The organism is Clavibacter vidaverae, from assembly GCF_047529985.1.
Lineage (GTDB): Bacteria > Actinomycetota > Actinomycetes > Actinomycetales > Microbacteriaceae > Clavibacter > Clavibacter nebraskensis_A.
Map to the genome: position 1 here is coordinate 1,152,970 of NZ_JBLJAM010000001.1, position 23,487 is coordinate 1,176,456.

General features: G+C 74.7%; 21 protein-coding genes and 1 riboswitch. Of the genes, 18 read left to right on the top strand and 3 right to left on the bottom strand.

Annotation, left to right across the window (positions count from 1 at the left end):
* Positions 1–59: 59 nt before the first annotated feature.
* Together ACMT9T_RS05330 and ACMT9T_RS05335 are read right to left on the bottom strand one after the other, a co-directional pair.
* A complete protein-coding gene (locus ACMT9T_RS05330; RefSeq protein ID WP_414744569.1) occupies positions 60–1,133 on the bottom strand; it encodes a BMP family lipoprotein in 1,074 nt (357 codons plus the stop codon).
* Between the two features lie 74 nt (positions 1,134–1,207).
* Positions 1,208–2,329: a mannose-1-phosphate guanylyltransferase gene (locus ACMT9T_RS05335; protein WP_414744570.1), complete on the bottom strand. Its 1,122-nt coding sequence runs from the start codon at positions 2,327–2,329 to the stop codon at positions 1,208–1,210.
* A gap of 116 nt (positions 2,330–2,445) precedes the next feature.
* Here ACMT9T_RS05335 and ACMT9T_RS05340 point away from each other — a divergent pair, with 116 nt between their 5' ends.
* The 5 genes from ACMT9T_RS05340 (at position 2,446) to ACMT9T_RS05360 (ending at position 7,347) form a co-directional block, all read left to right on the top strand.
* Complete coding sequence (locus ACMT9T_RS05340) at positions 2,446–3,621, top strand: glycosyltransferase family 4 protein (protein WP_414744571.1); 1,176 nt, start codon at positions 2,446–2,448, stop codon at positions 3,619–3,621.
* A gap of 140 nt (positions 3,622–3,761) precedes the next feature.
* Complete coding sequence (gene sdhC / locus ACMT9T_RS05345; RefSeq protein ID WP_072174613.1) at positions 3,762–4,196, top strand: succinate dehydrogenase, cytochrome b556 subunit; 435 nt, start codon at positions 3,762–3,764, stop codon at positions 4,194–4,196.
* 2 nt (positions 4,197–4,198) lie between these two features.
* Complete coding sequence (locus tag ACMT9T_RS05350; RefSeq protein ID WP_043670150.1) at positions 4,199–4,663, top strand: succinate dehydrogenase hydrophobic membrane anchor subunit; 465 nt, start codon at positions 4,199–4,201, stop codon at positions 4,661–4,663.
* A gap of 41 nt (positions 4,664–4,704) precedes the next feature.
* The gene (sdhA, locus tag ACMT9T_RS05355; RefSeq protein WP_116052675.1) at positions 4,705–6,528 is read left to right on the top strand and encodes a succinate dehydrogenase flavoprotein subunit; all 1,824 of its coding nucleotides are present in this window, start codon (positions 4,705–4,707) and stop codon (positions 6,526–6,528) included.
* A 57-nt stretch (positions 6,529–6,585) separates the two neighbouring features.
* Positions 6,586–7,347 (top strand): succinate dehydrogenase iron-sulfur subunit, encoded by a 762-nt coding sequence (locus tag ACMT9T_RS05360; protein ID WP_116052676.1) that lies wholly within the window; start codon positions 6,586–6,588, stop codon positions 7,345–7,347.
* A 75-nt stretch (positions 7,348–7,422) separates the two neighbouring features.
* Here the strand turns inward: ACMT9T_RS05360 and ptsP are convergent, their stop codons facing one another.
* Entirely contained in the window at positions 7,423–9,078 is a 1,656-nt protein-coding gene (gene ptsP, locus ACMT9T_RS05365; RefSeq protein WP_414744572.1) for a phosphoenolpyruvate--protein phosphotransferase, read from the bottom strand.
* Positions 9,079–9,203: 125 nt separating this feature from the next.
* Here ptsP and ACMT9T_RS05370 point away from each other — a divergent pair, with 125 nt between their 5' ends.
* The 13 genes from ACMT9T_RS05370 to ACMT9T_RS05430 all read left to right on the top strand — a co-directional run bounded on the left by ACMT9T_RS05370 (position 9,204) and on the right by ACMT9T_RS05430 (position 23,459).
* Positions 9,204–10,328 carry a YihY/virulence factor BrkB family protein gene (locus ACMT9T_RS05370; RefSeq protein WP_414744573.1) on the top strand — a complete coding sequence of 375 codons (1,125 nt, stop codon included), beginning with the start codon at positions 9,204–9,206 and terminating at the stop codon, positions 10,326–10,328.
* A gap of 10 nt (positions 10,329–10,338) precedes the next feature.
* The gene (locus ACMT9T_RS05375; RefSeq protein ID WP_414744574.1) at positions 10,339–11,184 is read left to right on the top strand and encodes an exodeoxyribonuclease III; all 846 of its coding nucleotides are present in this window, start codon (positions 10,339–10,341) and stop codon (positions 11,182–11,184) included.
* 66 nt (positions 11,185–11,250) lie between these two features.
* Positions 11,251–12,264, top strand: a complete 1,014-nt coding sequence (gene trpS, locus ACMT9T_RS05380; protein WP_414744575.1) for a tryptophan--tRNA ligase — start codon at positions 11,251–11,253, stop codon at positions 12,262–12,264.
* On the top strand, positions 12,261–13,091 hold the full coding sequence (locus tag ACMT9T_RS05385) for an HAD family hydrolase (RefSeq protein ID WP_414744576.1): 831 nt from the start codon (positions 12,261–12,263) through the stop codon (positions 13,089–13,091). Before trpS ends, ACMT9T_RS05385 begins: the two co-directional genes overlap by 4 nt.
* An 83-nt stretch (positions 13,092–13,174) precedes the next feature.
* Positions 13,175–13,318, top strand: a riboswitch (FMN riboswitch).
* A gap of 70 nt (positions 13,319–13,388) precedes the next feature.
* Positions 13,389–14,453: a bifunctional diaminohydroxyphosphoribosylaminopyrimidine deaminase/5-amino-6-(5-phosphoribosylamino)uracil reductase RibD gene (gene ribD, locus ACMT9T_RS05390; RefSeq protein WP_414744577.1), complete on the top strand. Its 1,065-nt coding sequence runs from the start codon at positions 13,389–13,391 to the stop codon at positions 14,451–14,453.
* Complete coding sequence (locus tag ACMT9T_RS05395; RefSeq protein WP_414744578.1) at positions 14,453–15,115, top strand: riboflavin synthase; 663 nt, start codon at positions 14,453–14,455, stop codon at positions 15,113–15,115. The genes ribD and ACMT9T_RS05395 overlap by 1 nt, the downstream gene beginning before the upstream one ends.
* Positions 15,112–16,470, top strand: coding sequence for a GTP cyclohydrolase II (gene ribA / locus ACMT9T_RS05400; protein WP_414744579.1), 1,359 nt, complete (start codon positions 15,112–15,114; stop codon positions 16,468–16,470). The genes ACMT9T_RS05395 and ribA overlap by 4 nt, the downstream gene beginning before the upstream one ends.
* Positions 16,467–16,949 carry a 6,7-dimethyl-8-ribityllumazine synthase gene (gene ribH, locus ACMT9T_RS05405; protein WP_414744580.1) on the top strand — a complete coding sequence of 161 codons (483 nt, stop codon included), beginning with the start codon at positions 16,467–16,469 and terminating at the stop codon, positions 16,947–16,949. The genes ribA and ribH overlap by 4 nt, the downstream gene beginning before the upstream one ends.
* Before the next feature lie 95 nt (positions 16,950–17,044).
* Positions 17,045–17,920: an ATP-binding cassette domain-containing protein gene (locus ACMT9T_RS05410; RefSeq protein ID WP_414744581.1), complete on the top strand. Its 876-nt coding sequence runs from the start codon at positions 17,045–17,047 to the stop codon at positions 17,918–17,920.
* Entirely contained in the window at positions 17,917–18,753 is an 837-nt protein-coding gene (locus ACMT9T_RS05415; protein ID WP_414744582.1) for an ABC transporter ATP-binding protein, read from the top strand. Before ACMT9T_RS05410 ends, ACMT9T_RS05415 begins: the two co-directional genes overlap by 4 nt.
* Entirely contained in the window at positions 18,750–20,114 is a 1,365-nt protein-coding gene (locus tag ACMT9T_RS05420; protein ID WP_414744583.1) for an MFS transporter, read from the top strand. Before ACMT9T_RS05415 ends, ACMT9T_RS05420 begins: the two co-directional genes overlap by 4 nt.
* Positions 20,104–21,663, top strand: coding sequence for an ABC transporter substrate-binding protein (locus ACMT9T_RS05425; protein ID WP_414744584.1), 1,560 nt, complete (start codon positions 20,104–20,106; stop codon positions 21,661–21,663). Before ACMT9T_RS05420 ends, ACMT9T_RS05425 begins: the two co-directional genes overlap by 11 nt.
* Positions 21,663–23,459: an ABC transporter permease subunit gene (locus ACMT9T_RS05430; RefSeq protein ID WP_414744585.1), complete on the top strand. Its 1,797-nt coding sequence runs from the start codon at positions 21,663–21,665 to the stop codon at positions 23,457–23,459. The genes ACMT9T_RS05425 and ACMT9T_RS05430 overlap by 1 nt, the downstream gene beginning before the upstream one ends.
* The last annotated feature ends 28 nt before the right edge of the window (positions 23,460–23,487 follow it).

A 23,487-nucleotide genomic window follows, 5' to 3' on the forward strand; every position in this document is an offset into this window, starting at 1 on the left:
CAGGCGCAAGCGTTACCGATCCGGGACGAGGCCGAAACACCGCGGCAACACGGGCTCTGCTACGGCGTGGAGACCGACTTCACCTGCACGGCTCCGGAGACGATCCGGGCCTTCAGCGCATCGAGCTCGGTCTGCAGCTCGGGCGACACCGCGGCGGCGAGGTCGTGGTACTCCGCCAGGCCCACGCCGCCGTTCGCGAGCGTGCCCACGTAGGGCTCCGAGGAGAAGGAGCCCTTCTGGTCGTCGCCCACGATGTCGACCACGGCCTGGCCGGTGTCCTTGAGGACGCTCGTCAGCAGGAGCGGGCGGTACTCGGCGGGCAGGGTGTCGTAGCCGTCGTTGTCGACCCAGATCAGCTTGCCGCTGCCGTGCGCGAGGATCGCCGACGCGGCGCCCTCCCCCACCTGGCCGGCCACCGGCATGATGACGTCCGCGCCCTGGTCGAGCAGGTTCTGCGTGGTGGTCTGGCCCTTCGACACGTCCTCGAAGTCGCCCGTGAAGGTGCCGTCCTGCGCGGCCGCGTCCCAGCCGAGCGCGACGACGCTCGTGCCGTGCGCCTGGTTGTAGGCGGCCACGCCGTCGACGAAGCCGTCCATGAAGAGGGTCACGGGCGGCTGGTTGCCGCCGCCGAAGGTGCCGACCTTGCCCGTCTCGCTCACGCCCGCCGCGAGGTAGCCCGCGAGGTAGGAGGCCTGCGCCGTGTCGAAGACGAGCGGCTTCACGTTCGGGGCGTCGACGACCTCGTCGACGATGGAGAAGTGCACGTCCGGGTTCTCCGCCGCCGCGGCCGACGTCGCCTCCGCGAGCTCGTAGCCGACGGTGAGGACGAAGCCGCAGCCCGTGCCCACGGCCTGCTCGACGTTCGGGGCGAGGTCCGTCTCCGAGGTGGAGACGAGGACGTCGGCCTGGATCCCGAGCTCCTGCTCCGCGCGCTGCAGCCCCTCCCAGCTCGACTGGTTGAAGGAGCGGTCCTGCAGGCCGCCGGAGTTGGTGACCATCCGGGCGCAGTAGTCGCTCGCGGCAGCCGAGGTGGCACCGGGCTCGGGAGCCGCGCCGCATCCGGCGAGGGCCGCGGCGGCGAGGAGGGCGAGGGGCAGGGAGGCGGCGCGGACGGCGCGGCGGGTGCGGGGCATCCCCGGAATCTAACGGCGGGGCTCCCGGCGCCCTCGGGCCGCGGAGAGCGCCCGCGGCCTTCGTTACCCCTTCGTTACAGCACGTCCGTGCCGCCGCTGAGCTTGAGGGCGTCGACGACGCTCTTCACGCGCTGCGCGTTCTCCTTGGTGGTGACCAGCAGGGCGTCCGGGGTGTCGACCACGACGATGTCGCGCACGCCGATGAGGCTGATGACGCGCTTGCTGTTGGCCACGACGATGCCGCTCGACGCGTCGGACAGGACGCGCGCGTCCTCGCCGAGGATCACGAGGTCGGACTTGCGCCCGCTCGAGTGCATCTTCGCCACGGACGCGAAGTCGCCCACGTCGTCCCAGGTGAAGCTGCCGGGGATCACGGCGAGCGCGCCGCGGGCGGCCGCGGGCTCCGCGACGGCGTAGTCGATGGCGATCTTCTTGAGGTTCGGCCACACGCGGTCGACGACGAGGCCGCGGTCGGCGGTGTCCCACGCCTCGGCGAGCTCGAGCACGCCCTTCAGCAGCTCGGGCTCGGTGCGGCCGAGCTCCTCCAGCAGCCGGTCGGCCCGGGCGATGAACATGCCGGCGTTCCAGAGGTGCGTGCCGCCCTTCACGTAGCCGCGGGCGACGCCGATGCTCGGCTTCTCGACGAACGACGCGACCTCGAGCGCGTGCGGGGCGCCGGGGATGCTGAGGGCCTTGCCGGTGTGGATGTAGCCGAAGCCCGTGGCGGGCTCTGTCGGCGTGATGCCGATGGTCGTGATGTAGCCGGCGTCGGCGGCGATGACGGCCTCGCGCACGGTGTCGCGGAAGCGGTCGGGGTCGGCGATGACGTGGTCGGCCGCGAACGACCCGATGATGACGCCGGGCTCACGTCGCTCGAGGATGGCCGCGGCGAGCGCGATGGCGGCGGTGCTGTCGCGCCCCTCGCTCTCGAGGACCACGTTCGGGTCGGCGAGCTCGGGGAGCTGGGCCTCGACGGCGGCGCGGTGCGCGCGTCCGGTGACCACCATGATCCGGTCCTCGCCGGACAGGGGTGCCAGCCGCTCCCACGTGTCCCGGAGCAGCGTGCGGCCGGATCCGGTGAGGTCGTGGAGGAACTTGGGGGCGTCCGCGCGGGACAGCGGCCAGAGCCGGGAGCCCACTCCCCCCGCGGGGATCACGCTGTAGAAACGGGAGATCGCGCTCGTCTGCTCGGTCATGGGCCCACCCTATCGGCCGCCTGGGAAGCGCCAGGAAGCGGCGAGTTCACGCGGCAGCAACGGGGCGTTCACGGCGGTGCGGTGGCCCCGTCGGCGCGCGTGCATAGCGTCGGGGCATGCGCGTAGCCGTCGTCAGCGAGAGCTTCCTCCCCACCGTGAACGGCGTCACCACCAGCGTCTGCCGGGTGCTCGAGCACCTGCGGGACCGCGGGCACGAGGTGCTCGTGATCGCCCCGGACGCCGGCGCCCCGTCCGAGTTCGCGGGCTTCCGCGTGCACGGCGTCCCGGCCATCGCCTACCGGCAGTTCCCGGTCGGGATCCCGAGCCCCCACGTCCTGCGGCTCCTCACGGACTTCGCGCCCGACGTGCTGCACGCCGCCTCCCCCCTCTTCCTCGGCGCCCAGGCCATCGCGGCCGCGACGCGCATCGACACCCCGTCGGTCGCGGTGTTCCAGACCGACGTGGCCGGCTACGCGCGCCGGAACCGGCTGGCGGCGACGGCGCCGTACGTGTGGCGGCTGGTGCGCTGGATCCACCAGGGCGCCGACCTGACCCTCGCGCCCTCGAGCGCCGCGGCCGCCGACCTCGCGGCAGCGGGCGTCGAGCGCGTCGCGCGCTGGGGCCGCGGCGTGGACCTCGACCGCTACCACCCCCGCAACCGCGCCATGGAGGACGCCGTCGCGCTCCGGCACCGCGTCGCGCCCGGCGGCGAGACGGTCGTCGGCTACGTCGGCCGCATCGCGCCCGAGAAGCAGCTCGAGCGGCTGCAGGCGCTGCGCGGCATCCGCGGCGTGCGCTTCCTCATCGCGGGCGACGGCCCGAGCCAGGCCTCGGCCCGCCGCGCGCTCGCGGGGATGCCGGTGACCTGGCTCGGCCGGGTCGGCGGCCGGGAGCTCGCCGCCGCCTACGCGGCCATGGACGTCTTCGTCCACACCGGCACGGAGGAGACCTTCGGCCAGACGGTCCAGGAGGCGCACGCGTCCGGCCTCCCCGTGGTCGCGCCGCACGCGGGCGGCCCGATCGACCTCGTCGACCACGGCAGGGACGGGTTCCTCTTCGACCCCGCGTCGCCGCGCGACGCCGACCTGCGCCGCCTCGTGGACGAGCTCGTCGCGAGCGAGCCGATGCGCCTCCGCATGGGCGAGGCCGGTCGTCGCGCGGTGCTCGGCCGCTCCTGGGCGACCATCGGCGACGAGCTCATCGGCCACTACGACCGCGCCGTCTCGGCCCGTCACTCAGCGCTGCAGGCAGCGGATCCCGCGGGCGCCGGGCCCGTCCCCGTCGGCGCCTGACGCATCCCGCCGGACGCGTGCCCGCTTAGGGTGCCCTAACGGGTGCCCGCGCGGAGGCCGGCCGTAGACTGATGACCTCGCGCAATGTCGGCGCGAAGGCGCTCCGCCCACGGGGCACCAGCATCAGGGAGGGTCGTTCCGTGTCCATCAAGACGACAGGAACCCGGGAGCCGCAGAGCTCGCGCGCACCGAAGGTCCCCGCCGGGACGCTGTACCGGGGCCGCGAGGGCATGTGGTCCTGGGTGCTGCACCGCATCACCGGCGTGTCCATCTTCTTCTTCCTCCTCGTGCACGTGCTCGACACGAGCCTCATCCGCGTGAGCCCCGAGGCGTACAACGCCGTCATCGGCACGTACAAGAACCCGATCATGGGCATCGGCGAGGTCGCCCTCGTCGGGGCCATCGGGTTCCACGCGCTCAACGGGCTGCGCATCATCCTCATCGACTTCTGGCGCTTCGGCGCCAAGCACCAGCGCCTGATGTTCTACGTGGTCATCGGCCTGTGGGTCGTCCTCATGGCCGGCTTCGTGCCGCGTCACCTCATGAACGTGTTCAGCGAAGCGGGATGGATCTGATCATGAGCGACATCGCACAGCAGGTGAGCATCGAGCGTCCCCGCCAGGCCAGGCAGCCCCGCCCCCAGGGCGGCGTCAACTGGGAGAAGTGGGGCTGGATGTACATGCGCGCCTCGGGCGTCGTGCTCGTCGTGCTCATCTTCGGCCACCTCTACGTCAACCTGATCAACGGCGAGGGCATCAAGGCCATCGACTTCGCGTTCGTCGGCGGCAAGCTGTCGGACCCGTTCTGGAAGGTCTGGGACATCGCGTTGCTCTGGCTCGCGGTCATCCACGGCGCCAACGGCATGCGCACGCTCGTGAACGACTACGCCGCGTCGCCCCGCACCCGGAAGATCCTGAAGGGCGCGCTCGTCGCGTCCACCGTGGTCCTCCTCGTCCTCGGCACGCTCGTGGTCTTCACGTTCGACCCGTGCCCCGCCGGCCAGCCCGCGGACCTGCTGCCCTCCTTCTGCGGCGACCTGTAGCCCGCTCCCCCGCTTCCCCATCCGCCTCGAGAAAGAAGCCCGTGACCACTGACACCGCGACCCCCGGTTCCGAGCCCTCCGCGAGCACCATCGTGGACGGCGTCCACTACCACCAGTTCGACATCGTGATCGTGGGTGCGGGCGGCGCCGGCATGCGCGCGGCGATCGAGGCGGGACCGCAGGCGAACACGGCCGTCATCTCGAAGCTCTACCCCACCCGCTCCCACACGGGCGCGGCGCAGGGCGGCATGGCCGCGGCGCTCGCGAACGTCGAGGAGGACAGCTGGGAGTGGCACACCTTCGACACCGTCAAGGGCGGCGACTACCTCGTCGACCAGGACGCGGCGGAGATCCTCGCCAAGGAGGCCATCGACGCGGTCATCGACCTCGAGAACATGGGCCTCCCCTTCAACCGCACGCCCGACGGCAAGATCGACCAGCGCCGCTTCGGCGGCCACACGGCCGACCACGGCAAGAGCCCCGTCCGCCGCTCCTGCTACGCGGCCGACCGCACGGGCCACATGATCCTGCAGACGCTGTACCAGAACTGCGTCAAGTTCGGCATCAACTTCTACAACGAGTTCTACGTGCTCGACCTGGTCATGGCCGAGGTCGACGGGAAGCAGCAGCCCGCGGGCGTCGTGGCCCTCGAGCTCTCGACCGGCGACATCCACGTCTTCCAGGCGAAGGCGGTCATCTTCGCGACCGGCGGCTTCGGCAAGATCTACAAGACGACCTCGAACGCGCACACCCTCACGGGCGACGGCGTCGGGATCATCTGGCGCAAGGGCCTGCCGCTGGAGGACATGGAGTTCTTCCAGTTCCACCCGACCGGGCTCGCCGGCCTCGGCATCCTGCTGTCGGAGGCGGCACGCGGCGAGGGCGCGATCCTCCGCAACAGCGAGGGCGAGCGCTTCATGGAGCGGTACGCCCCCACCATCAAGGACCTCGCGCCCCGCGACATCGTCGCGCGATGCATGGCGACCGAGATCCGCGAGGGCCGCGGCGCGGGCCCGAACAAGGACTACGTCTACCTCGACATCACGCACCTGGAACCCGCCGTCATCGACGCGAAGCTCCCGGACATCACGGAGTTCGCGCGCACGTACCTCGGCGTCGAGCCGTACACGGAGCCCGTGCCCGTGCTGCCGACCGCGCACTACGCGATGGGCGGCATCCCCACGAACATCAAGGCCGAGGTCCTGTCGGACAACACGACCGTGGTGCCCGGCCTCTACGCGGCCGGCGAGTGCGCGTGCGTCTCGGTGCACGGATCCAACCGCCTCGGCACCAACTCGCTCCTCGACATCAACGTGTTCGGCAAGCGCGCGGGCAACTACGCGGCCGAGTACGTGAAGACGGTCGACTTCACGCCGCTGCCGGACGACGCGGCCGACTTCGTGAAGGGCCTCGTCGAGGGCGCTCGGAACTCCAACGGCACCGAGCGGATCTCGACCCTGCGTCGCGAGCTGCAGGAGTCGATGGACCGCAACGCCCAGGTGTTCCGCACCGAGGAGACGCTGATCGAGGTCACCAAGGTGATCGCCGACCTGCGCGAGCGGTACACGAACATCCAGGTGCAGGACAAGGGCCAGCGCTTCAACACGGACCTGCTCGAGGCCATCGAGCTCGGCTTCCTGCTCGACCTCGCGGAGGTCGTCGTGTACTCGGCGATGTACCGCAAGGAGAGCCGCGGCGGCCACTTCCGCGAGGACTTCCCGAAGCGCGACGACGAGAACTACATGGTCCACACCATGGCGTACCTCACCGGCGACGCCCACAGCACGGACGCCGGCGACCACATCAAGCTCAGCACCAAGCCCGTGGTCATCACGAACTACCAGCCGATGGAGCGGAAGTACTGACCCCCGGGTCGGACCGCCGCACATCACCGCACCACCGATCGGAATAGGACCGCACACGTGAGCACCGCAACCCTGGACGCACCCCCCGCGGGAGAGGCCTCGGCCATCCCCACCTTCACGGTGACCCTCATCATCCGCCGGTACCTGCCGGGCCAGGACGCCGAGCCCCGGTGGGAGGACTTCGACGTCGAGGTCTACCCGACCGACCGCGTCCTCGACGCGCTGCACAAGATCAAGTGGGAGCAGGACGGGTCGCTGACCTTCCGCCGCTCGTGCGCACACGGCGTGTGCGGATCCGACGCGATGCGCATCAACGGCCGCAACCGCCTGGCCTGCAAGACGCTCATCAAGGACCTCGACATCGACCAGCCCATCTACGTGGAGGCCATCAAGGGCCTGCCGCTCGAGAAGGACCTCGTCGTCGACATGGAGCCGTTCTTCGAGTCGTTCCGCGACGTGCAGCCCTTCCTCATCTCGAACACGAAGCCGGAGAAGGGCAAGGAGCGGATCCAGTCCGCCGCCGAGCGCGCCCGCTTCGACGACACCACCAAGTGCATCCTCTGCGCCGCGTGCACGTCGTCGTGCCCCGTCTTCTGGACCGACGGCCAGTACTTCGGCCCCGCCGCCATCGTCAACGCGCACCGCTTCATCTTCGACTCGCGCGACGAGTCGAACGTGCGCCTCGACATCCTCAACGACAAGGAGGGCGTGTGGCGCTGCCGCACGACCTTCAACTGCTCCGAGGCGTGCCCGCGCGGCATCCAGGTGACGCAGGCGATCGCCGAGGTCAAGCAGGCGATCATGCGCGGCAAGGCGTAGCGAGCCCGCTCCCCCGCCAGACGGACGGCCCCGCAGCTCCTCGGAGCTGCGGGGCCGTCCGTCTGCGCGGAGGCGCTAGACGGCCGCGAGGATCCGCTCGGCGGCGGCGCGCGCCCCGGCCGCGCTGCGGGCCGTGAGCACGGCCTCCGCGGCGGCGCGCGCCTCGTCGAGGGTGCGGCGGCCGAGCTCGAGGCGGACGTCGGCCAGGGCGGCGGGCGTCATCGAGAGGCTGGTGGCGCCGAGGCCCACGAGCACGACCGCGAGGAGCGGATCCGCCGCCGCCTCGCCGCAGATGCCCACGGGCGTGCCGGACGCGCGGCCCGCGTCGCCCAGGGTGCGGACGAGGCGGAGCACCGCCGGGTGCCACGGGTCCTGGTAGGACGCGACCGAGCCGAGCAGGCGATCCGCCGCCATCGTGTACTGCGTGAGGTCGTTGGTGCCGACGCTCACGAAGTCGGCGACCTCGACGACCTGGTCGGCGAGGAGCGCGAGCGACGGCACCTCGGCCATGACGCCGACCGTGCGGAGGCCGAGCTCGCGGCCGAGGTCGACGAAGAAGGCCGTCTCCTCGGCGTCGGCGACCATGGGCGCCATGACCCAGAGGTCGGCGTCGGTCGCGGCGTCCGCGGCGGCGAGGGCCGTGAGCTGGTCGCGGAGGACCGACGGGTTCGCCCGGAGCGCGCGGAGGCCACGGAGGCCCAGGGCGGGGTTCTCCTCGTCGGCGTCGGTGAGGAACGCGAGGGGCTTGTCGGCGCCGGCGTCGAGCGCCCGGACGACGACCTTGCGGCCGGGGAACGCCTGGAGGAGGGCCGTGTACGCGGCGGTCTGCTCGGCGACGGACGGCGCCTCGGCGGCGTCGAGGAAGAGGAACTCGGTGCGGAAGAGGCCGACGCCCTCGGCGCCGAGCTCGACCGCGCGCGCGGCCTCGGACGGGGATCCGAGGTTGGCGAGCAGCGGCACGGGCGTGCCGTCGGCGAGGGCGCCGTCCGTGATGGGGGCGGCGAGCGCCTCCTCGCGGGCGCGGATCCGGCGGAGGGCGTCCTCGCGCTCGGACTCGTCGGGGTGCGCGACGACGAGGCCGGCGGCCGCGTCGACCACGACCTCGTCGCCCTCGGCGAGGTCGGCGGCGCCCGTCGCGCCGACGATGGCGGGGATGGAGCGGCTGCGGGCGAGGATCGCCGTGTGGCTGGTGGGACCGCCGTCGGTGGTGACGAGCGCGAGCACGCGGTCGAGCTCGAGGAGCGCGGTGTCGGCCGGGGCGAGGTCGCGCGCGACGAGCACGAAGGGCGCGTCCGCGGTGGGGATGCCGGGAGCGGGCACTCCGCGGAGCCGGGCGATGACGCGCTGGGCGACGTCGGCGAGGTCGGCCGCGCGCTCGGCCATGTAGCCGCCCATGCCCGCGAGCAGCTCCTGGAAGGTGGCGAACGCCTCGAACACGGCGCGCTCGCCCGAACGGCCCTGGCCGACGAGGCGGCCGACCGAGTCGAGGAGCGCCGGATCCCGCGCCATGAGGGACTGCGCGTCGAGCACGTCCTTCGCGTCGCCGCCCGCGCGCGCGCCACGCGCGGCCAGGTCGTCGGCGGTCCAGGCGAGGGCCTCGGCGACGCGGGCGACCTCGGCGTCGGCGTCGCCCGTGAAGGGCTCGGTGCCGGGCTCGGGCAGCGGGTCGGGCATCCGCATCACGGGGCCGGTGGCCACGCCGTGTCCTACTCCGATGCCGGTGATGCGCACAGGGACTCCCTCGCTCGGGTGCGTGCCGCGCGGACGGGCGCCGTCCGCGCGGGTGGCCGTCCGGCCGGGCTGCCGGAACGGCCCGTCCACGCTACCAGGGGCCTGACGGCCCGTATCCTCGGGTCATGACCGCCCCCGACGGCCGCGGACGGCCCGAGCGTGCCGCACCCGGCTCCCCCGCGACCGGCGCGACGCCCGCGGACGATGCGGCGCCCACCGGCATCCCCGCCCTCGTCGCCCGCGTCATGGCGCTCAAGCCCGCGCGCGTGTTCCTCGCCTACGGCGCGGCGGGCGGGCCGATCCTCGCGGCCGGCATGTCGTACCAGGCCGTCTTCGCGGTGTTCGCGGCGCTCGCGGTCGGCTTCTCCGTCGCGGGCTCGGTGCTCGCCGGGAACCCAGCGCTCCTCGACTCGCTGCTGTCGCTGATCCAGGGCGCGGTGCCCGGGCTGTTCGGGCCGGGCGGGGCGATCGAGGATCCGCAGGCGCTCCTCCGGTCGGACGCCGTCCGGGCCACGGGGATCATCGGATCCATCGGCCTGCTGGTGACCGCGCTCGGCTGGCTCGCGTCCACGCGCGACTCGGTGCGCCGCATCTTCGACCTGCCGCCGCCCACCACGTTCTTCCTGCTCCTCAAGGTCAAGGACCTCGGGCTCGCCCTCTGCTTCGCGCTCGCGATGCTGCTCTCGGCGGCGCTGTCCGTCGTGAGCACGGGCCTCCTCGGGTTCGCGTTCGGGCTGCTGCGCGTGGGCGAGGACTCGCTGCTCGCGATCGTCGTCGGCCGCACCGTGGGCCTCGTGCTCGTGCTGGCGCTCGACACGGCCGTGCTGGCGGGGGCGTACCGGATCCTGTCGGGCGTCAAGATCCCGCGGCCGCAGCTCCTGCAGGGCGCGCTCCTCGGCGGCGTCGCCATGGGCGTGCTCAAGGTGCTCGGGACGGCGCTGCTCGGCGGCGCGAGCCGGAACCCGCTGCTCGCGTCGTTCGCGGTGATCATCGGGCTCCTGATCTGGTTCAACCTCATCTGCCAGGTCATCCTGGTCTGCGCGTCGTGGATCGCCGTGGGCATGGCCGACCGGGGCATCGACGCCCGGGACCTGAGCCCCGAGCAGCTCGAGAGGGAGCGGCTCGAGCGGCTCGACGACGCCCGCCGGATCCTCGAGGAGGAGGAGCGCGCGCGGGCCCGGGAGCGGTACGCGCAGTCGCGCGGGCTGACCCGCGTCCTGCTCCGGCTGCGGGGCGAGCACCGCCGTTAGGATCGTCTCCATGCCCTCGAACCTCCGCGTCGCGTCCATCAACACGAACGGCATCCGGGCCGCGTTCCGCAAGGGCATGGGCGACTGGCTCGCCACGCGGGACGTCGACATCCTGGCCATCCAGGAGGTGCGCGCCGAGACGAGCGACGTCGAGGGCCTCCTCGGTCCCGAGTGGAACGTGCTGCACGACGCCGCGACCGCCAAGGGCCGCGCGGGCGTCGCCATCGCGAGCCGCCGCCGTGCCGAGATCCACCGCGTCGCCATCGGCGAGGAGGACTTCGACAGCGCGGGCCGCTGGCTCGAGGCCGACTACGACGTGGACGGCACCATCGTCACGGTCGTGAGCGCCTACGTGCACTCCGGCGAGGTCGGCACGGCCAAGCAGGACGAGAAGTGGCGCTTCCTGGACGGGATGGAGCGGCGCCTGCCCGAGATCGCCCGGCACTCCGAGCTCGCCGTCGTCGTCGGCGACCTCAACGTCGGCCATCGCGAGCTCGACATCCGCAACTGGAAGGGCAACGTGAAGCGCGCCGGGTTCCTGCCGCGCGAGCGCGCCTACCTCGACCGCATCACCGGACCCGCCGGCGAGGACGTCACGGGCGTCGACGGATCCACCGGCCCCGGCCTCGGCTGGGTGGACGTGGGCCGCCAGCAGGCCGGCGAGGTCGACGGCCCGTACACGTGGTGGAGCTGGCGCGGCAAGGCGTTCGACAACGACACCGGCTGGCGCATCGACTACCAGCTCGCGACCCCGGCGCTGGCCGAGAAGGTCGTGGGCTACGCGGTCGACCGCGCCGATGCGTACGACCAGCGATGGTCGGACCACACGCCCGTCGTCGTCGACTACGCCATCTGACCCCCTCCCCTCGCGCCCGACCGGCGCCCCCGAGCGCCCCGCGCTCCCCCGAACGAAGGCATCGCCATGACCGCTCGTCCCGTCCTCTTCTCCGGCATGCAGCCGTCCGCCGACTCGCTGCAGATCGGCAACTACATCGGCGCGCTCCTCCAGTGGAAGGAGCTGCAGACCACGCACGACGCCGTGTTCTGCGTCGTCGACCTGCACGCGATCACCGTGCCGCAGGACCCGAAGGCCCTCCGCGAGTCGACGCGGCGCACGGCCGCGCAGTACATCGCCGCGGGCATCGACCCGGCCGTCTCCACGCTCTTCGTGCAGTCGCACGTGTCGGCGCACACCGAGCTGGCGTGGATCCTCAACACGCTCACCGGCTTCGGCGAGGCGAGCCGCATGACCCAGTTCAAGGACAAGTCGCAGAAGCAGGGCGCCGACGCGACGACCCTCGGGCTCTTCGCGTACCCGACCCTCATGGCGGCCGACATCCTGCTCTACGGCACCGAGGTGGTGCCCGTCGGCGACGACCAGAAGCAGCACGTCGAGCTCACGCGCGACCTCGCCAAGCGGTTCAACTCGCGCTTCGGGGACGTGTTCCGGATCCCGGAGCCGATGATCCAGAAGGACACCGCGCGCATCTACGACCTGCAGGACCCGACCGCGAAGATGAGCAAGTCCGCGGCCTCCGACGCGGGCGTGGTGTGGCTGCTGGACGAGCCCGCGAAGACGGCCAAGAAGATCCGCTCGGCCGTCACCGACACGGGCCGCGAGGTGCGCTTCGACCGCGGCGAGAAGCCCGGCGTCTCCAACCTGCTGACGATCCTGTCGGCCTTCGAGGGCACGGCCGTGCCGACGCTCGAGGAGCGCTACGCGGGCCGCGGCTACGGCGACCTGAAGAAGGACGTCGCCGAGACCGTCACGGGCGTCTTCGAGCCGATCCGCGCACGGACCCTGGAGCTCCTGGACGACCCGGCCGAGCTCGACCGCGTGCTCGCCGGCAACGCGGCGCGCGCGGAGGAGCGGGCGGACGCCATGCTCGCCCGCGTCTACGACGCCGTCGGCCTCGTGCGGCGCGCGGGCCGATGACCCTGCGGCTGGTCCTGCTCGACCTCGACGACACGCTGGTGGACCACCGCGGCGCCGTGGCCGACGGGATCGCCGCGCACCTCGCCGCGCGCGGGCTGCTCGACGCGGCCGACGCCGCGGAGGTCGAGCGGGCCGTCGCACTGTGGGTCGCGCTCGAGGAGGAGCACTACCACCGGTACCTCGCCGGCGAGCTCGACTACCAGGGGCAGCGGCGGGCGCGCGTGCGCGGGTTCGCCGCGGCGTGGGGATCCGGTGACGCCTCCCGCCTCGCCGACGCCCTTGCCGACGACGACGCCGCGACAGACGCCTGGTTCGCCGGCTACCTCACCGGCTACGAGGCGGCATGGCGCGTCCTCCCCGGCGCGCACGAGGCGCTCGACGAGATCCAGCGCCGGCACCCGGACGTGCGCTTCGGCGTCGTGACCAACGGCGAGCGCAGCCAGCAGGAGCCCAAGATCGCCGCGGCCGGGCTCACCGACCGCCTCTCCCCCGTCGTCTGCTCGGGCGACCTCGACTTCACCAAGCCCGACCCGCGGATCTTCCTGCTCGCGTGCCGGGAGGCGGGCGCGGATCCGGCCGACGCCGTCATGGTGGGCGACCGGCTCCGCACCGACGCGCTCGGCGGCGCGGACGCGGGGCTCGGCGGCATCTGGTTCGACGCCGACGCGGGCACTCGGGATCCGGCGCGCGACCCCGCCGGCGACCCCGAGCGCGGGTGGCCCGACGTGCCGGCGGAGGACCGCGAGCGGGCCGAGCGCGCGGGCGTGGTGCGGATCACCGCGCTCGACGGGCTCGCCGACGCCGTGGACGCGCTGCGCGGCGCCTGACCGCCGCCCCGGCATCCGCTCCGCGTAGCCCGGCGTCACGCGACCCGGCGCTCCCAGCCGCGTGGGCTAATCTCGGGGGATACACGTGCTCCGGGGTCGGTGGAAATCCGAGCCGGCGGTGACAGTCCGCGAACGGACGATGCGCGACCGGGTCCCCGGGAGCCTCGTCCGCCGATCCGGTGGGATTCCGGGACCGACGGTGAGAGTCCGGATGGGAGGCAGCACGCGGCGCCAGCGACCCTGCCGGCGTCGAGGTCCGTCGACCGCGCCCGGAGTCCGTCCACGGACGAGGACACCATGCACGACGACCCGACGGCAGCGCCCGCGCAGACGGCGCCCGACGCCCGCGCGCTCGAGCGCGCGATGCGGCGCGGCCTCGACCTCGCCGCCGAGGGTCCCGCCTGGGGGCCGAACCCGCGCGTCGGCTGCGTGATCCTCGACGCCTCCGGCCGCGTCATCGCCGAAGGCCGCCACCGGGGCGCCGGATCCGCGCACGCCGAGGTCGACGCGCTCCGGCAACTGCCCGCGGGCGGCGCACGCGGGGCCACCGCGGTCGTCACGCTCGAGCCCTGCAACCACACCGGCCGCACCGGGCCCTGCGCCGCCGCGCTGATCGAGGCCGGCGTCGTGCGCGTCGCCTACGCGGTCGCCGACCCGGGCGCCGAGTCCTCCGGCGGCGCGGCCCGCCTGCGCGCGGCGGGCGTCGAGGTCGTGCCCGGCGTGCTCGCCGACGAGGCGGGCGCGTTCCTCCGGGTCTGGCTCGGATCCGCCCGCCTCGGCCGCCCCTTCGTCACGGCGAAGTGGGCGTCCAGCCTCGACGGCCGCATCGCCGCCGCCGACGGCACGAGCCGCTGGATCACCGGCCCGGCCGCCCGCGCGGACGTGCACCGGCGCCGCGCGGAGGCCGACGCGATCCTCGTCGGCACCGGCACCGTGCTCGCCGACGACCCGGCGCTCACCGCCCGCCAGCCCGACGGGATCCCGTACCCGCACCAGCCCGCGCCCGTCGTGCTCGGCGACCGTGCGATCCCCGACGACGCGGCCGTGCACCGGCACCCGCGCCGCCTGGTCCGCATCGCCGGCCACGACCCGGCGGCCGCCATCGCGGAGCTCGGGCGCCTCGGGATCCGCCACGTGTTCGTGGAGGGCGGCCCCACGATCATCAGCGCGCTCATCTCCGCCGGGCTCGTGGACGAGGTGGTCGCGTACCTCGCGCCCGTCCTCCTCGGCGGCCCCCGCACCGCGACCGGCGACCTCGGCGTGCCGAGCATGCCGGCCGCCCATCGACTCACCCTCATCAGCACGACGCGGCTCGGGGACGACCTCCTCGTGACCGCGCGACCCACCACGGAAGGCCAGTGATGTTCACAGGGATCATCGAGGAGCGCGGACGCGTCCTCGCGCTCGACGCCGAGGGCGACTCCGCCCGGATCACGGTCGAGGCGCCGCTCGCGGTGTCCGACTCCCGCCACGGCGACTCCATCAGCGTCGACGGCGTGTGCCTCACGGTCGTCGCGCAGACGCCCGAGGGCTTCACCGCCGACGTCATGCGGCAGACGCTCGTGATGAGCTCGCTCGGGCGGCTCGCGGTCGGCGACCCCGTCAACCTCGAGCGCGCCGCGCGCGTGGGCGACCGGCTCGGCGGCCACATCGTGCAGGGCCACGTCGACGGCACCGGGCGCCTCCTCGCGACCACGCCGGGCGAGGCGTGGCGGATCCTCCGCTTCTCGCTGCCCGCCGACCTCGCGCCGCTCGTCGTCGACCGCGGATCCATCACCGTGCAGGGCGTGAGCCTCACCGTGAGCGCGGTCAGCCCCACCGACACCCCGGACGCCGACGCGTGGTTCGAGGTGTCGCTCATCCCCGAGACGCTCTCGGCGACCACGCTCGGCGCGCTCGAGCCGGGCGACGAGGTCAACCTCGAGACCGACGTGCTCGCGCGGCACGTGCAGCGGATGCTCGCGCTCGACGCGCGCCGCGACGGCTCCGGCTCCGGCTCCTCCTCCGCGGGGGCGCTCTCATGAGCCTCGCCGCCATCCCCGCCGCGCTCCAGGAGCTGCGCGCCGGCCGCCCCGTGATCGTCGTCGACGACGAGGGCCGCGAGAACGAGGGCGACGTGCTGCTCGCCGCCGAGTCCGCCTCGCCCGAGTGGGTGGCCTGGCTCGTGAAGCACTCCTCCGGCTTCATCTGCGCGCCCATGACGAACGAGATTGCCGACCGGCTGGAGCTGCCGCTCATGGTGGCCGACAACCGGGATCCGCGCGGCACCGCGTACACGGTCTCGGTGGACGCCGCCGACCGGCTCTCCACGGGCATCAGCGCCTCCGACCGCGCGCACACCCTGCGCGTGCTCGCCGACCTCGACAGCGTGCCGACGAGCCTCCACCGGCCCGGCCACATCCTGCCGCTGCGCGCGGTGGAGGGCGGCGTGCGCGAGCGCGACGGCCATACCGAGGCGGCCGTCGACCTGCTCACGCTCGCGGGCCTCACGCCCGTCGGCGCGATCAGCGAGATCGTGCAGGACGACGGCGAGATGATGCGACTGCCCGGGCTCCTCGCCCTCGGCGAGCGCGAGGGCGTGCTCGTCGTCACCATCGAGGCCCTCAAGGCGCACCTCGAGGAGTTCCACTGCGACCGGCCGCTCGAGCCCGCCGTGGAGATCCCCGAGGCGTCGCGCGTGATCTTCGAGGTCGAGACCACGGTGCCCACCACGCACGGCACGGTCAGGCTGCGCGCGTACCGCGACCGCACCACGGGCGCCGACCACGTGGCGATCGTCGCGGGCGAGCCGAGCGCGCACGGCACCCTCGTGCGCGTGCACTCGGAGTGCCTCACCGGCGAGGCGCTCGGATCCCTCAAGTGCGAGTGCGGGCCGCAGCTCGACGCCGCGCTCGACGAGATCCAGCGCACGGGCGGCGTGGTCGTGTACCTGCGCGGGCACGAGGGCCGCGGGATCGGCCTCGTCAACAAGCTGCGCGCCTACCGGCTGCAGGAGGACGGCTTCGACACGCTCGACGCGAACGTGGCGCTCGGCCTCCCCGCGGACGCGCGCGACTACGGCGCGGCGTCGGCGATCCTGCAGGAGATGGGGATCGAGGACGTGCGCCTGCTCACGAACAACCCCGAGAAGGTGCGCCAGCTGGAGGCGCACGGCGTCGAGGTGACGGAGCGCGTGCCGCTCGTCGTCGGCGTCAACTCCACGAACGCGGGCTACCTCGAGACGAAGCGCGACCGGATGGGGCACCGCATGGTGCTCGACACCGACATGCACATCGGCCCGGACGCCTACCCGGACGCGGAGGCGCCCGACGGCCTGCGCACCACCACGGCGACCGCCGCCACGACCACCACCACGACTCCCGAGGAGGAGACCGCATGAGCGGACACGGAGCACCCGAGATCGACCCCACCGCGCTCGACGGGACGGGCCTGAAGGTCACCGTCGTCGCGGGACGCTGGCACGACGAGATCAGCGCGGGCCTCCTCGCGGGCGCGCAGCGCGTGCTCGACGCGGCGGGCGTGACGACCACTGTGATCCGCGTGCCCGGCAGCTTCGAGCTGCCCGTGGTCGCGCGCGCGGCGCTCGACGCGGGGGCCGACGCGGTCGTCGCGCTCGGCGTCATCATCCGCGGCGGCACCCCGCACTTCGAGTACGTGTCCGACGCGGCGACCTCCGGCCTCACGCAGGCGTCGCTGCTCACGGGCAAGCCGATCGGCTTCGGGCTGCTCACGCTCGACGACGAGCAGCAGGGCCTCGACCGCGCCGGGCTCCCGGGCTCGAAGGAGGACAAGGGCGCCGAGGCGGCCGAGGCCGCGGTGACCACGGCGCTGCTGCTGAAGGGGATCCGCGGGGCGTGACCTGCCACGCCGTCGGCTTTGATATCGAGAACGGGTATCAGTAGGGTCGTACGGAGCGCTCTCGGAACGTCCGACGGCGCGTGGACGGAGGCCCGGTGCGACCCGCCCTCGACGTCCGCGCGCTCTCGGTGCGCATCGGCGGGACGCCGCTCGTGCACGGCGTGGACCTCGTGGTCGGCGCGGGCGAGCGGGTGGCGCTCATCGGCGCGTCCGGCTCCGGCAAGTCGCTCACGGCGCAGGCCGTGCTGGGGACGCTGCCGCCGGGATCCGCCGTCGACGGCGTCGTGGAGCTCGGCGGTCGCGCGATGCGGCCCGCCTCGCCGCGCCAGCGCCTCGGCCGCGTCGCGGCCGTGCAGCAGGACCCGCTCGCCGCGCTGAACCCGCTCGTCACGGTCGGCGCGCAGCTCGTCGGGGCGCTGCAGGCAGCGCGGGCGCGCGGATCCGCGGCGGACGCCGGCCTCCTGACCCGCGTCGACGCCCGCCGCGAGGTCGTCGCGCTCCTCGACGAGGTGGGGCTCGAGGATGCGGCGGGCGTCCTCCCCGCCTTCGCTGCCGAGCTCTCCGGCGGCCAGCGCCAGCGCGTCTGCCTCGCGCTCGCGCTCCTCTGCCGCGCCGACCTCCTCGTCGCCGACGAGCCGACCACCGCGCTCGACGTGGTGACGCAGGCCCGGGTGGTCGACGTGATCCGCCGCCGCCTCGACGCGACCGGCCAGGCGCTCCTCTTCATCACGCACGACCTCGCCGTGGCCGCCGCGCTGTGCGACCGGGTGGTCGTGCTCGAGGCCGGCCGCGTGGTCGAGTCCGCGTCGATGCGCGATCTCGTGCGGCGCCCGCGGCACGGGTACAGCCGCGCGCTCGTGGCGGCGGCGTCACGGCGCGAGCCGACGGGTGCGGATCCGCGCGGCGACGCCCGGGAGACCGCGGAGCGCTCGGCGGTCTCCGCCCCGCTCGGCGCGACGGCGGCGCGATGACCGACGCGCTGACCGCCACTGGCATCACGCTGCGCTACCCGCCGCGGCGCGACCCCGCCGCGCGTCGGGCCGCCCGGACCGCCCGGGCATCCGGCGGCGCCGCGCTCGTCGGCCGCTCCCCCGCGCTCGACGACGTGTCGTTCCGCGTCGCGCCGGGTGAGACGGTCGGCGTCGTGGGCCGGTCCGGATCCGGCAAGTCGACGCTGCTGCGCGTGCTCCTCGCCCTCGAGGCGCCGGCAGCCGGCCGCGTCGCCCTCGGCGACCGCACGGTGGAGCCGGGCCGCGCGTCCGCCTTGCGCTGGTACCGGCGGCGCGTGCAGATGGTGCCGCAGGATCCGGGCGCGAGCCTCGAGCCGCGGATGACCGTGCGGCAGCTGATCCGCGAGCCGCTCCGCCGCCTCGACGTGCCGGGCGACCACGGCGCGATCGTCGCCCGCGCCCTCGACGACGTGGGCCTCGCCGCGTCCCTCGCCGGGCGCCGTCCCGCCGAGCTCTCCGGCGGGCAGGCCCAGCGCGTCGCGCTCGCGCGGGCCATCGCGACGTCCCCCGGGATCCTGCTCGCCGACGAGCCCGTGAGCGGCGTCGACCTGCCGCTGCGCGACCGGATCATCGAGCTGCTCGACGGCCTGGTGCGGGAGCGCGGCATCGGGCTGGTGCTCGTCTCGCACGACCTCGACGCCGTCGCCCGGCTGTGCGGGCGCGGCGTCGTGCTCGCGGGCGGGCGCATCGTGGAGGAGGGGCCGACCGCGCGCCTGCTCGCCGCCCCCGCGCATCCGGCCACGCGCGAGCTCGCCGACGCCGTCCCGCGGCTGCCGGGAGCGCTCACCGCATGACCGCGCCCCACCGCGCCGGCGCACCCCACGCCGCCGTGCTGCTCTCCAGCCAGCTCGTCTTCAACCTCGGCTTCTACGCGGTCGTCCCCTTCCTCGCCGTCGTGATGCGCGACGACCTGGGGCTCGGCGCCCTCGCGATCGGCCTCGTCCTCGGCGCCCGCACCTTCAGCCAGCAGGGCCTCTTCCTCCTCGGCGGGATGCTCGCCGACCGCTTCGGCCCGCGCACGCTCATCGCCGCGGGCTGCGTCGTGCGCGTCTCCGGCTACCTGGGGCTCGCGCTCGCGGCGGACCTGCCGGGCTTCCTCGTCGGCGCGATCCTCACCGGGTTCGGCGGCGCGCTCTTCAGCCCGGCGCTGCAGAGCCTCGTCGCCGCAGCCGACGTGCGCGCACGGCACAGCCGCCGGGCCGGGCGGCCCTCGCTGTTCGCGGCGCTCGTGCTGGTGGGCGAGATCGGCGCGGCCGTGGGCCCGCTCGCGGGCGCCGCGCTGCTCGGGTTCGGCTTCTCGACCACGGTGCTCGTGGGCGCGGGCCTCTTCGCGGCGGTGGGCGTGGCGCTCTGGTGCGTGATCCCGGCGGACGCGGGGCGCACAGAGGCCCGGGATCCCGGATCCGCACCGCGCCCCGACCGCTGGGCCGCCGTGCGCGACCGGCGCTTCCTCGCCTTCTCCGCGCTCTTCGCGGTCGACCTCGTCGCCTACAACCAGCTCTACCTCGGGCTGCCGCTCGAGCTCGCGCGGGCCGGCGCCGGGACCGCGGCGGTCGGATCCGCGTTCCTCGCCGTCTCGCTCCTCACCATCACCCTGCAGTGGCCCGTCGCGCTCCTCGCGAAGCGGCTCGGTCCCGGCCGGGCCTTCACGCTCGGCTTCGGCACCACCGCGACCGGGTTCGCGGCGCTCGCCCTCGGATCGCTCGTGCCGCCGCCCGCCGGAGCCGAGCTGCTGCCCGCGGCCGCGCTCGTCGTGTGCCTCACCCTCGGGCACATGACCGCTGGCCCCGTGACGATGGAGCTCGTCCCGTCGTTCGCGGCCGGCCGGCCCACCGCGTCCTTCTACGGGCTGCTCGCCAGCTGCGGCGGCGTGGCCGTGCTCGTGGCCGGCGGCATGGTCGGATCCCTGCTCGACGCCGCGCCCGCGCTCGCCTGGGGGATCCTCGCGGCGCTGCCCGTCGCCGCCGCGGTCGGCCTGCCACGGCTCCTGCCCCCGGGCGCACCGGCCGCCGCGCGGACAGGCTCGTCGGCCGCCTCCGACTCCGCGCCCTCCTCCTCCTCCTCCTCCTCCTCCGATCGCTCCCTCCCCCCGACCGCCCCCCGCCACCCCGCCGATGCACCGCGCATCCCCGCCGAAGGACCCCATGCCCGCTAGACGCCCCCGCTCCCCCCGCTCCGCCCGCCGCGGCCGCTCCGTCGCCCTGGTCGCCCTCGCCGCCGCGTCGACGCTCGCCCTCAGCGGCTGCTTCGCGGCGGGCCCCGGCTCCTCCGCCGACGGATCCGGGGGCGGCGACGGCCGCATCCGCCTCGCGATGCTGCAGCCGCCGCGCTCGGGCCTCACGCCGCTCAGCGACGACGCGTTCAAGCTCTCGCGCTGGAGCACGGCGGAGACGCTCGTGACCCTCGACGACCTCGGCGAGGCCCAGCCGCAGCTCGCCACGGCGTGGACGCGCACCGACGACCTCACCTGGTCCTTCGACATCCGCCCCGACGTGCCGTTCCACGACGGCACGACCCTCACGGCCACGCAGGCCGCCGCCTCCCTCACCGCCGCCGCGACGGCCAGCCCGAAGCCGCGGATCCTCGACGGCGTCGACCTCACCGCGACCGCCGAGGGCGACCGGCTCGTCGTCCGCACCGCGTCCGCCGACCCGCTCCTGCCGCAGCGCCTCTCGAGCCCGCAGCTGGCGATCCTCGCGGCCTCCGCCTACGCGTCCGACGGCACGGTCTCCCCCGTCGGCACCGGCACGGGTCCCTTCCGCCTCACCGCGGTCGACGGCACGTCCTCGGCGACGCTCGACCGGTTCGACGAGTACTGGGGCGGACGCGCCGCGGCACCCGGCATCGACGTGCGCTTCGTGCCCGACGGCACCGCGCGCGCCGCCGCCCTCCGCACGGGCACCGCCGACGTGGTCGAGGCGATCCCCGTCGGCCAGGCCGCGCAGGTGGATCCCGCGCTCATCCACGAGGTGCCGATGCCGCGCACGAACACCCTGTACCTGAACACGAGGACGGGACCGTTCCAGGATCCGGCCGTGCGCGCCGCCGCCCAGGCCGCGGTCGACCGCGCCGCCCTCGTCTCGAGCGTCTACGAGGGCCGGGCGGACGAGGCCGCCGGGCTCCTCGGCCCCGCGCTCCCCTGGGCCGCCGACCTCCGCGACGGCGCCTCCTACCGCGACGCCCTGTCGGGCCGCGCCGCGCCCGCGAAGGTGGACGGCGTGCCCATCACCCTCGGCACGTTCACCGACCGGGCCGAGCTGCCGGAGGTGGCCGTGCAGCTCGAGCAGCAGCTCGAGGCGGCCGGGTTCCAGGTGACGCAGGACGTGCGCGAGTACCAGTACATCGAGGCCGACGCGCTGGCCGGCGAGTTCGACGCGTTCATCCTGTCGCGCGCCACCGTGCTCGACTCCGGCGACCCCGCGGCGTACCTCTACAGCGACTTCGCCTGCGCGGGGTCCTTCAACATCTCCCAGGAGTGCGACCCCGCGGTCGACGAGGCGCTCGCCACGGCGTCCGCGCTGCCCGCGGGCGCCGAGCGACGGGCCGCCGTCATGCGCGTCGAGGCGCTCGTGCTCGCGGACGACGCCGCCGTGCCGCTGCTGCACGAGCGCGTGATCCAGGGCGAGGGCGCCGGGGTGACGGGCGCCGTCCGCGATCCCCGCGAGCGCGCGCTCATCACGGCCGACACCCGCGTCGACGGCTGATGGGCGCCGGGCGCGAGCGGATCGTCGTCGGGGCGTCCCGGGTCGTCGCCGTCGGCGGCGTCGTGGCGCTCGTCGGGGCGCTGCCGTGGCTCTCCGGCCGCTCGCCCGAGTACACGGTCCTCCGCGCGCGCTACGCCGACCTCGAGGCGACCCCGGAGGCGCTCGCGTCGATCCGCACCGAGCTCGGACTCGACCGCGGACCGCTCCGGGTGTCGCTCGACTGGCTCGCGGGCGTCGTCCGCGGCGACCTCGGCATGTCGTGGATCTCCGGCCGCCCGGTCCAGCCCGGCACCCTCGACGCCCTCGGCGTCTCCCTCACCCTCATGGCATTCGCGATCGTCGTGGTGCTCGTGATCGCCGCGCTCGTGTGCGCGCCCGCGCTGCTCGCCGCGACGCGGGGTCGCCGGGACCGCGGATCCGGAGCCGTCGCCGCCGCCCTCACCGCGCTGCCCGAGTTCCTCCTCGCGACCGCTCTGCTCATCGTCGTGGCCGTGTGGCTGCGGGCCGCGCCGCCCTCCGGCTGGGACGGACCGGCGAACGCGGTGCTCCCGGCGCTCGCCCTCGGGATCCCCGGCGGCGGGCTCGTCGGCCGGCTCCTCGCCGACGCGATCCAGGCCGCGTCCGCCGAGCGCTGGGTGGCCACGTGGGCGATGGCCGGCATCTCCCCCGCGCGCACGACCCTCGCGGTGCTCCGCCGCGCGCTCCCGTCGGTGCTCGGCCAGGTCGGGCTGGTGCTCGTCGGCCTCACGGGCGGCGCCGTCGCGGTCGAGCAGGTGTTCGCGATCCCGGGCATCGGCCGCGCGACCCTCGGCGCCGCGAGCAGCCAGGACGTGCCGGCGCTCCAGGCCGGCGTGCTCGCGCTCCTCGTGGTCGCCGTCGCGGCGGGCGTCATCGCGGGCATCGTCCGGCGCGCGCTCCTCGGCCCGGCGCTCCGGCTCGGATCCCTGCCCGTGCCCGACGCCCGCGTCCCGGCCCGGCGGCGCGACGCCGTCGTGCCGGCCGTCGCCGCGGGCCTCCTCGCGCTCGTCGTCGTCGCGGGCCTCGCGCGGGATCCGTACGCCACCGTATCCGGCCGCCTCGCGCCGCCCTCGTGGGCGCTGCCGTTCGGCGCCGACGCGAGCGGCCGCGACCTCCTCGGCCGCGTCGGCCACGGCGCGATCACGACGCTCGGCACCGCGCTCCTCGTGGTGCTGGCGTGCTGCGCCGTCGGCCTCCTGCTCGGGCTGCTGCCGCACGCGTCGGTGGGCCCGATCGAGGTCGCGAACGCCGCCCCGCCGATCCTCGCCGGCATCGTCGTGACGGCCATCCAGGGGCCGTCCACCTGGGGCGCCGCCGTCGCCGTCGCGGCCGTGAGCTGGGCCCCGCTGGCCGCGCACGCCGGGGCGCTCATGACGGAGGCGCGCGCGCAGCCGCACGTGCGGATCCTGCCGGTGCTCGGCGTGGGACCCGCGCGGATCCTCCTCGGACACCTCCTGCCCGCCGTGGCCGGCCCGGTCGCGCGGAACGCGATGCTGCGCCTGCCCGGCATCGCCCTCACGCTCGCCGCGCTCGGCTTCCTCGGCCTCGGCGCCGACCGGCCGACGCCCGAGTGGGGCCTGATCCTCAGCGAGGGCAGCGCCTACGCCGAGCGCGCCCCGTGGGCGGTCGGCGCGCCCGCGCTCGCCCTGGTGCTGGCCTCGGTGCTCGCGGTGTCGCTCTCGGCGCACGACCTGACGGGGCTCGTGCGGCGTCGGCGCGGATCCGCGGCCGAGCCGCGCCCGAGCGTCGAGCCGCCGACCGCCCTGACGCGGGCCTAGCCGCCGCGACGCCTCCCCGGCTCGCCGC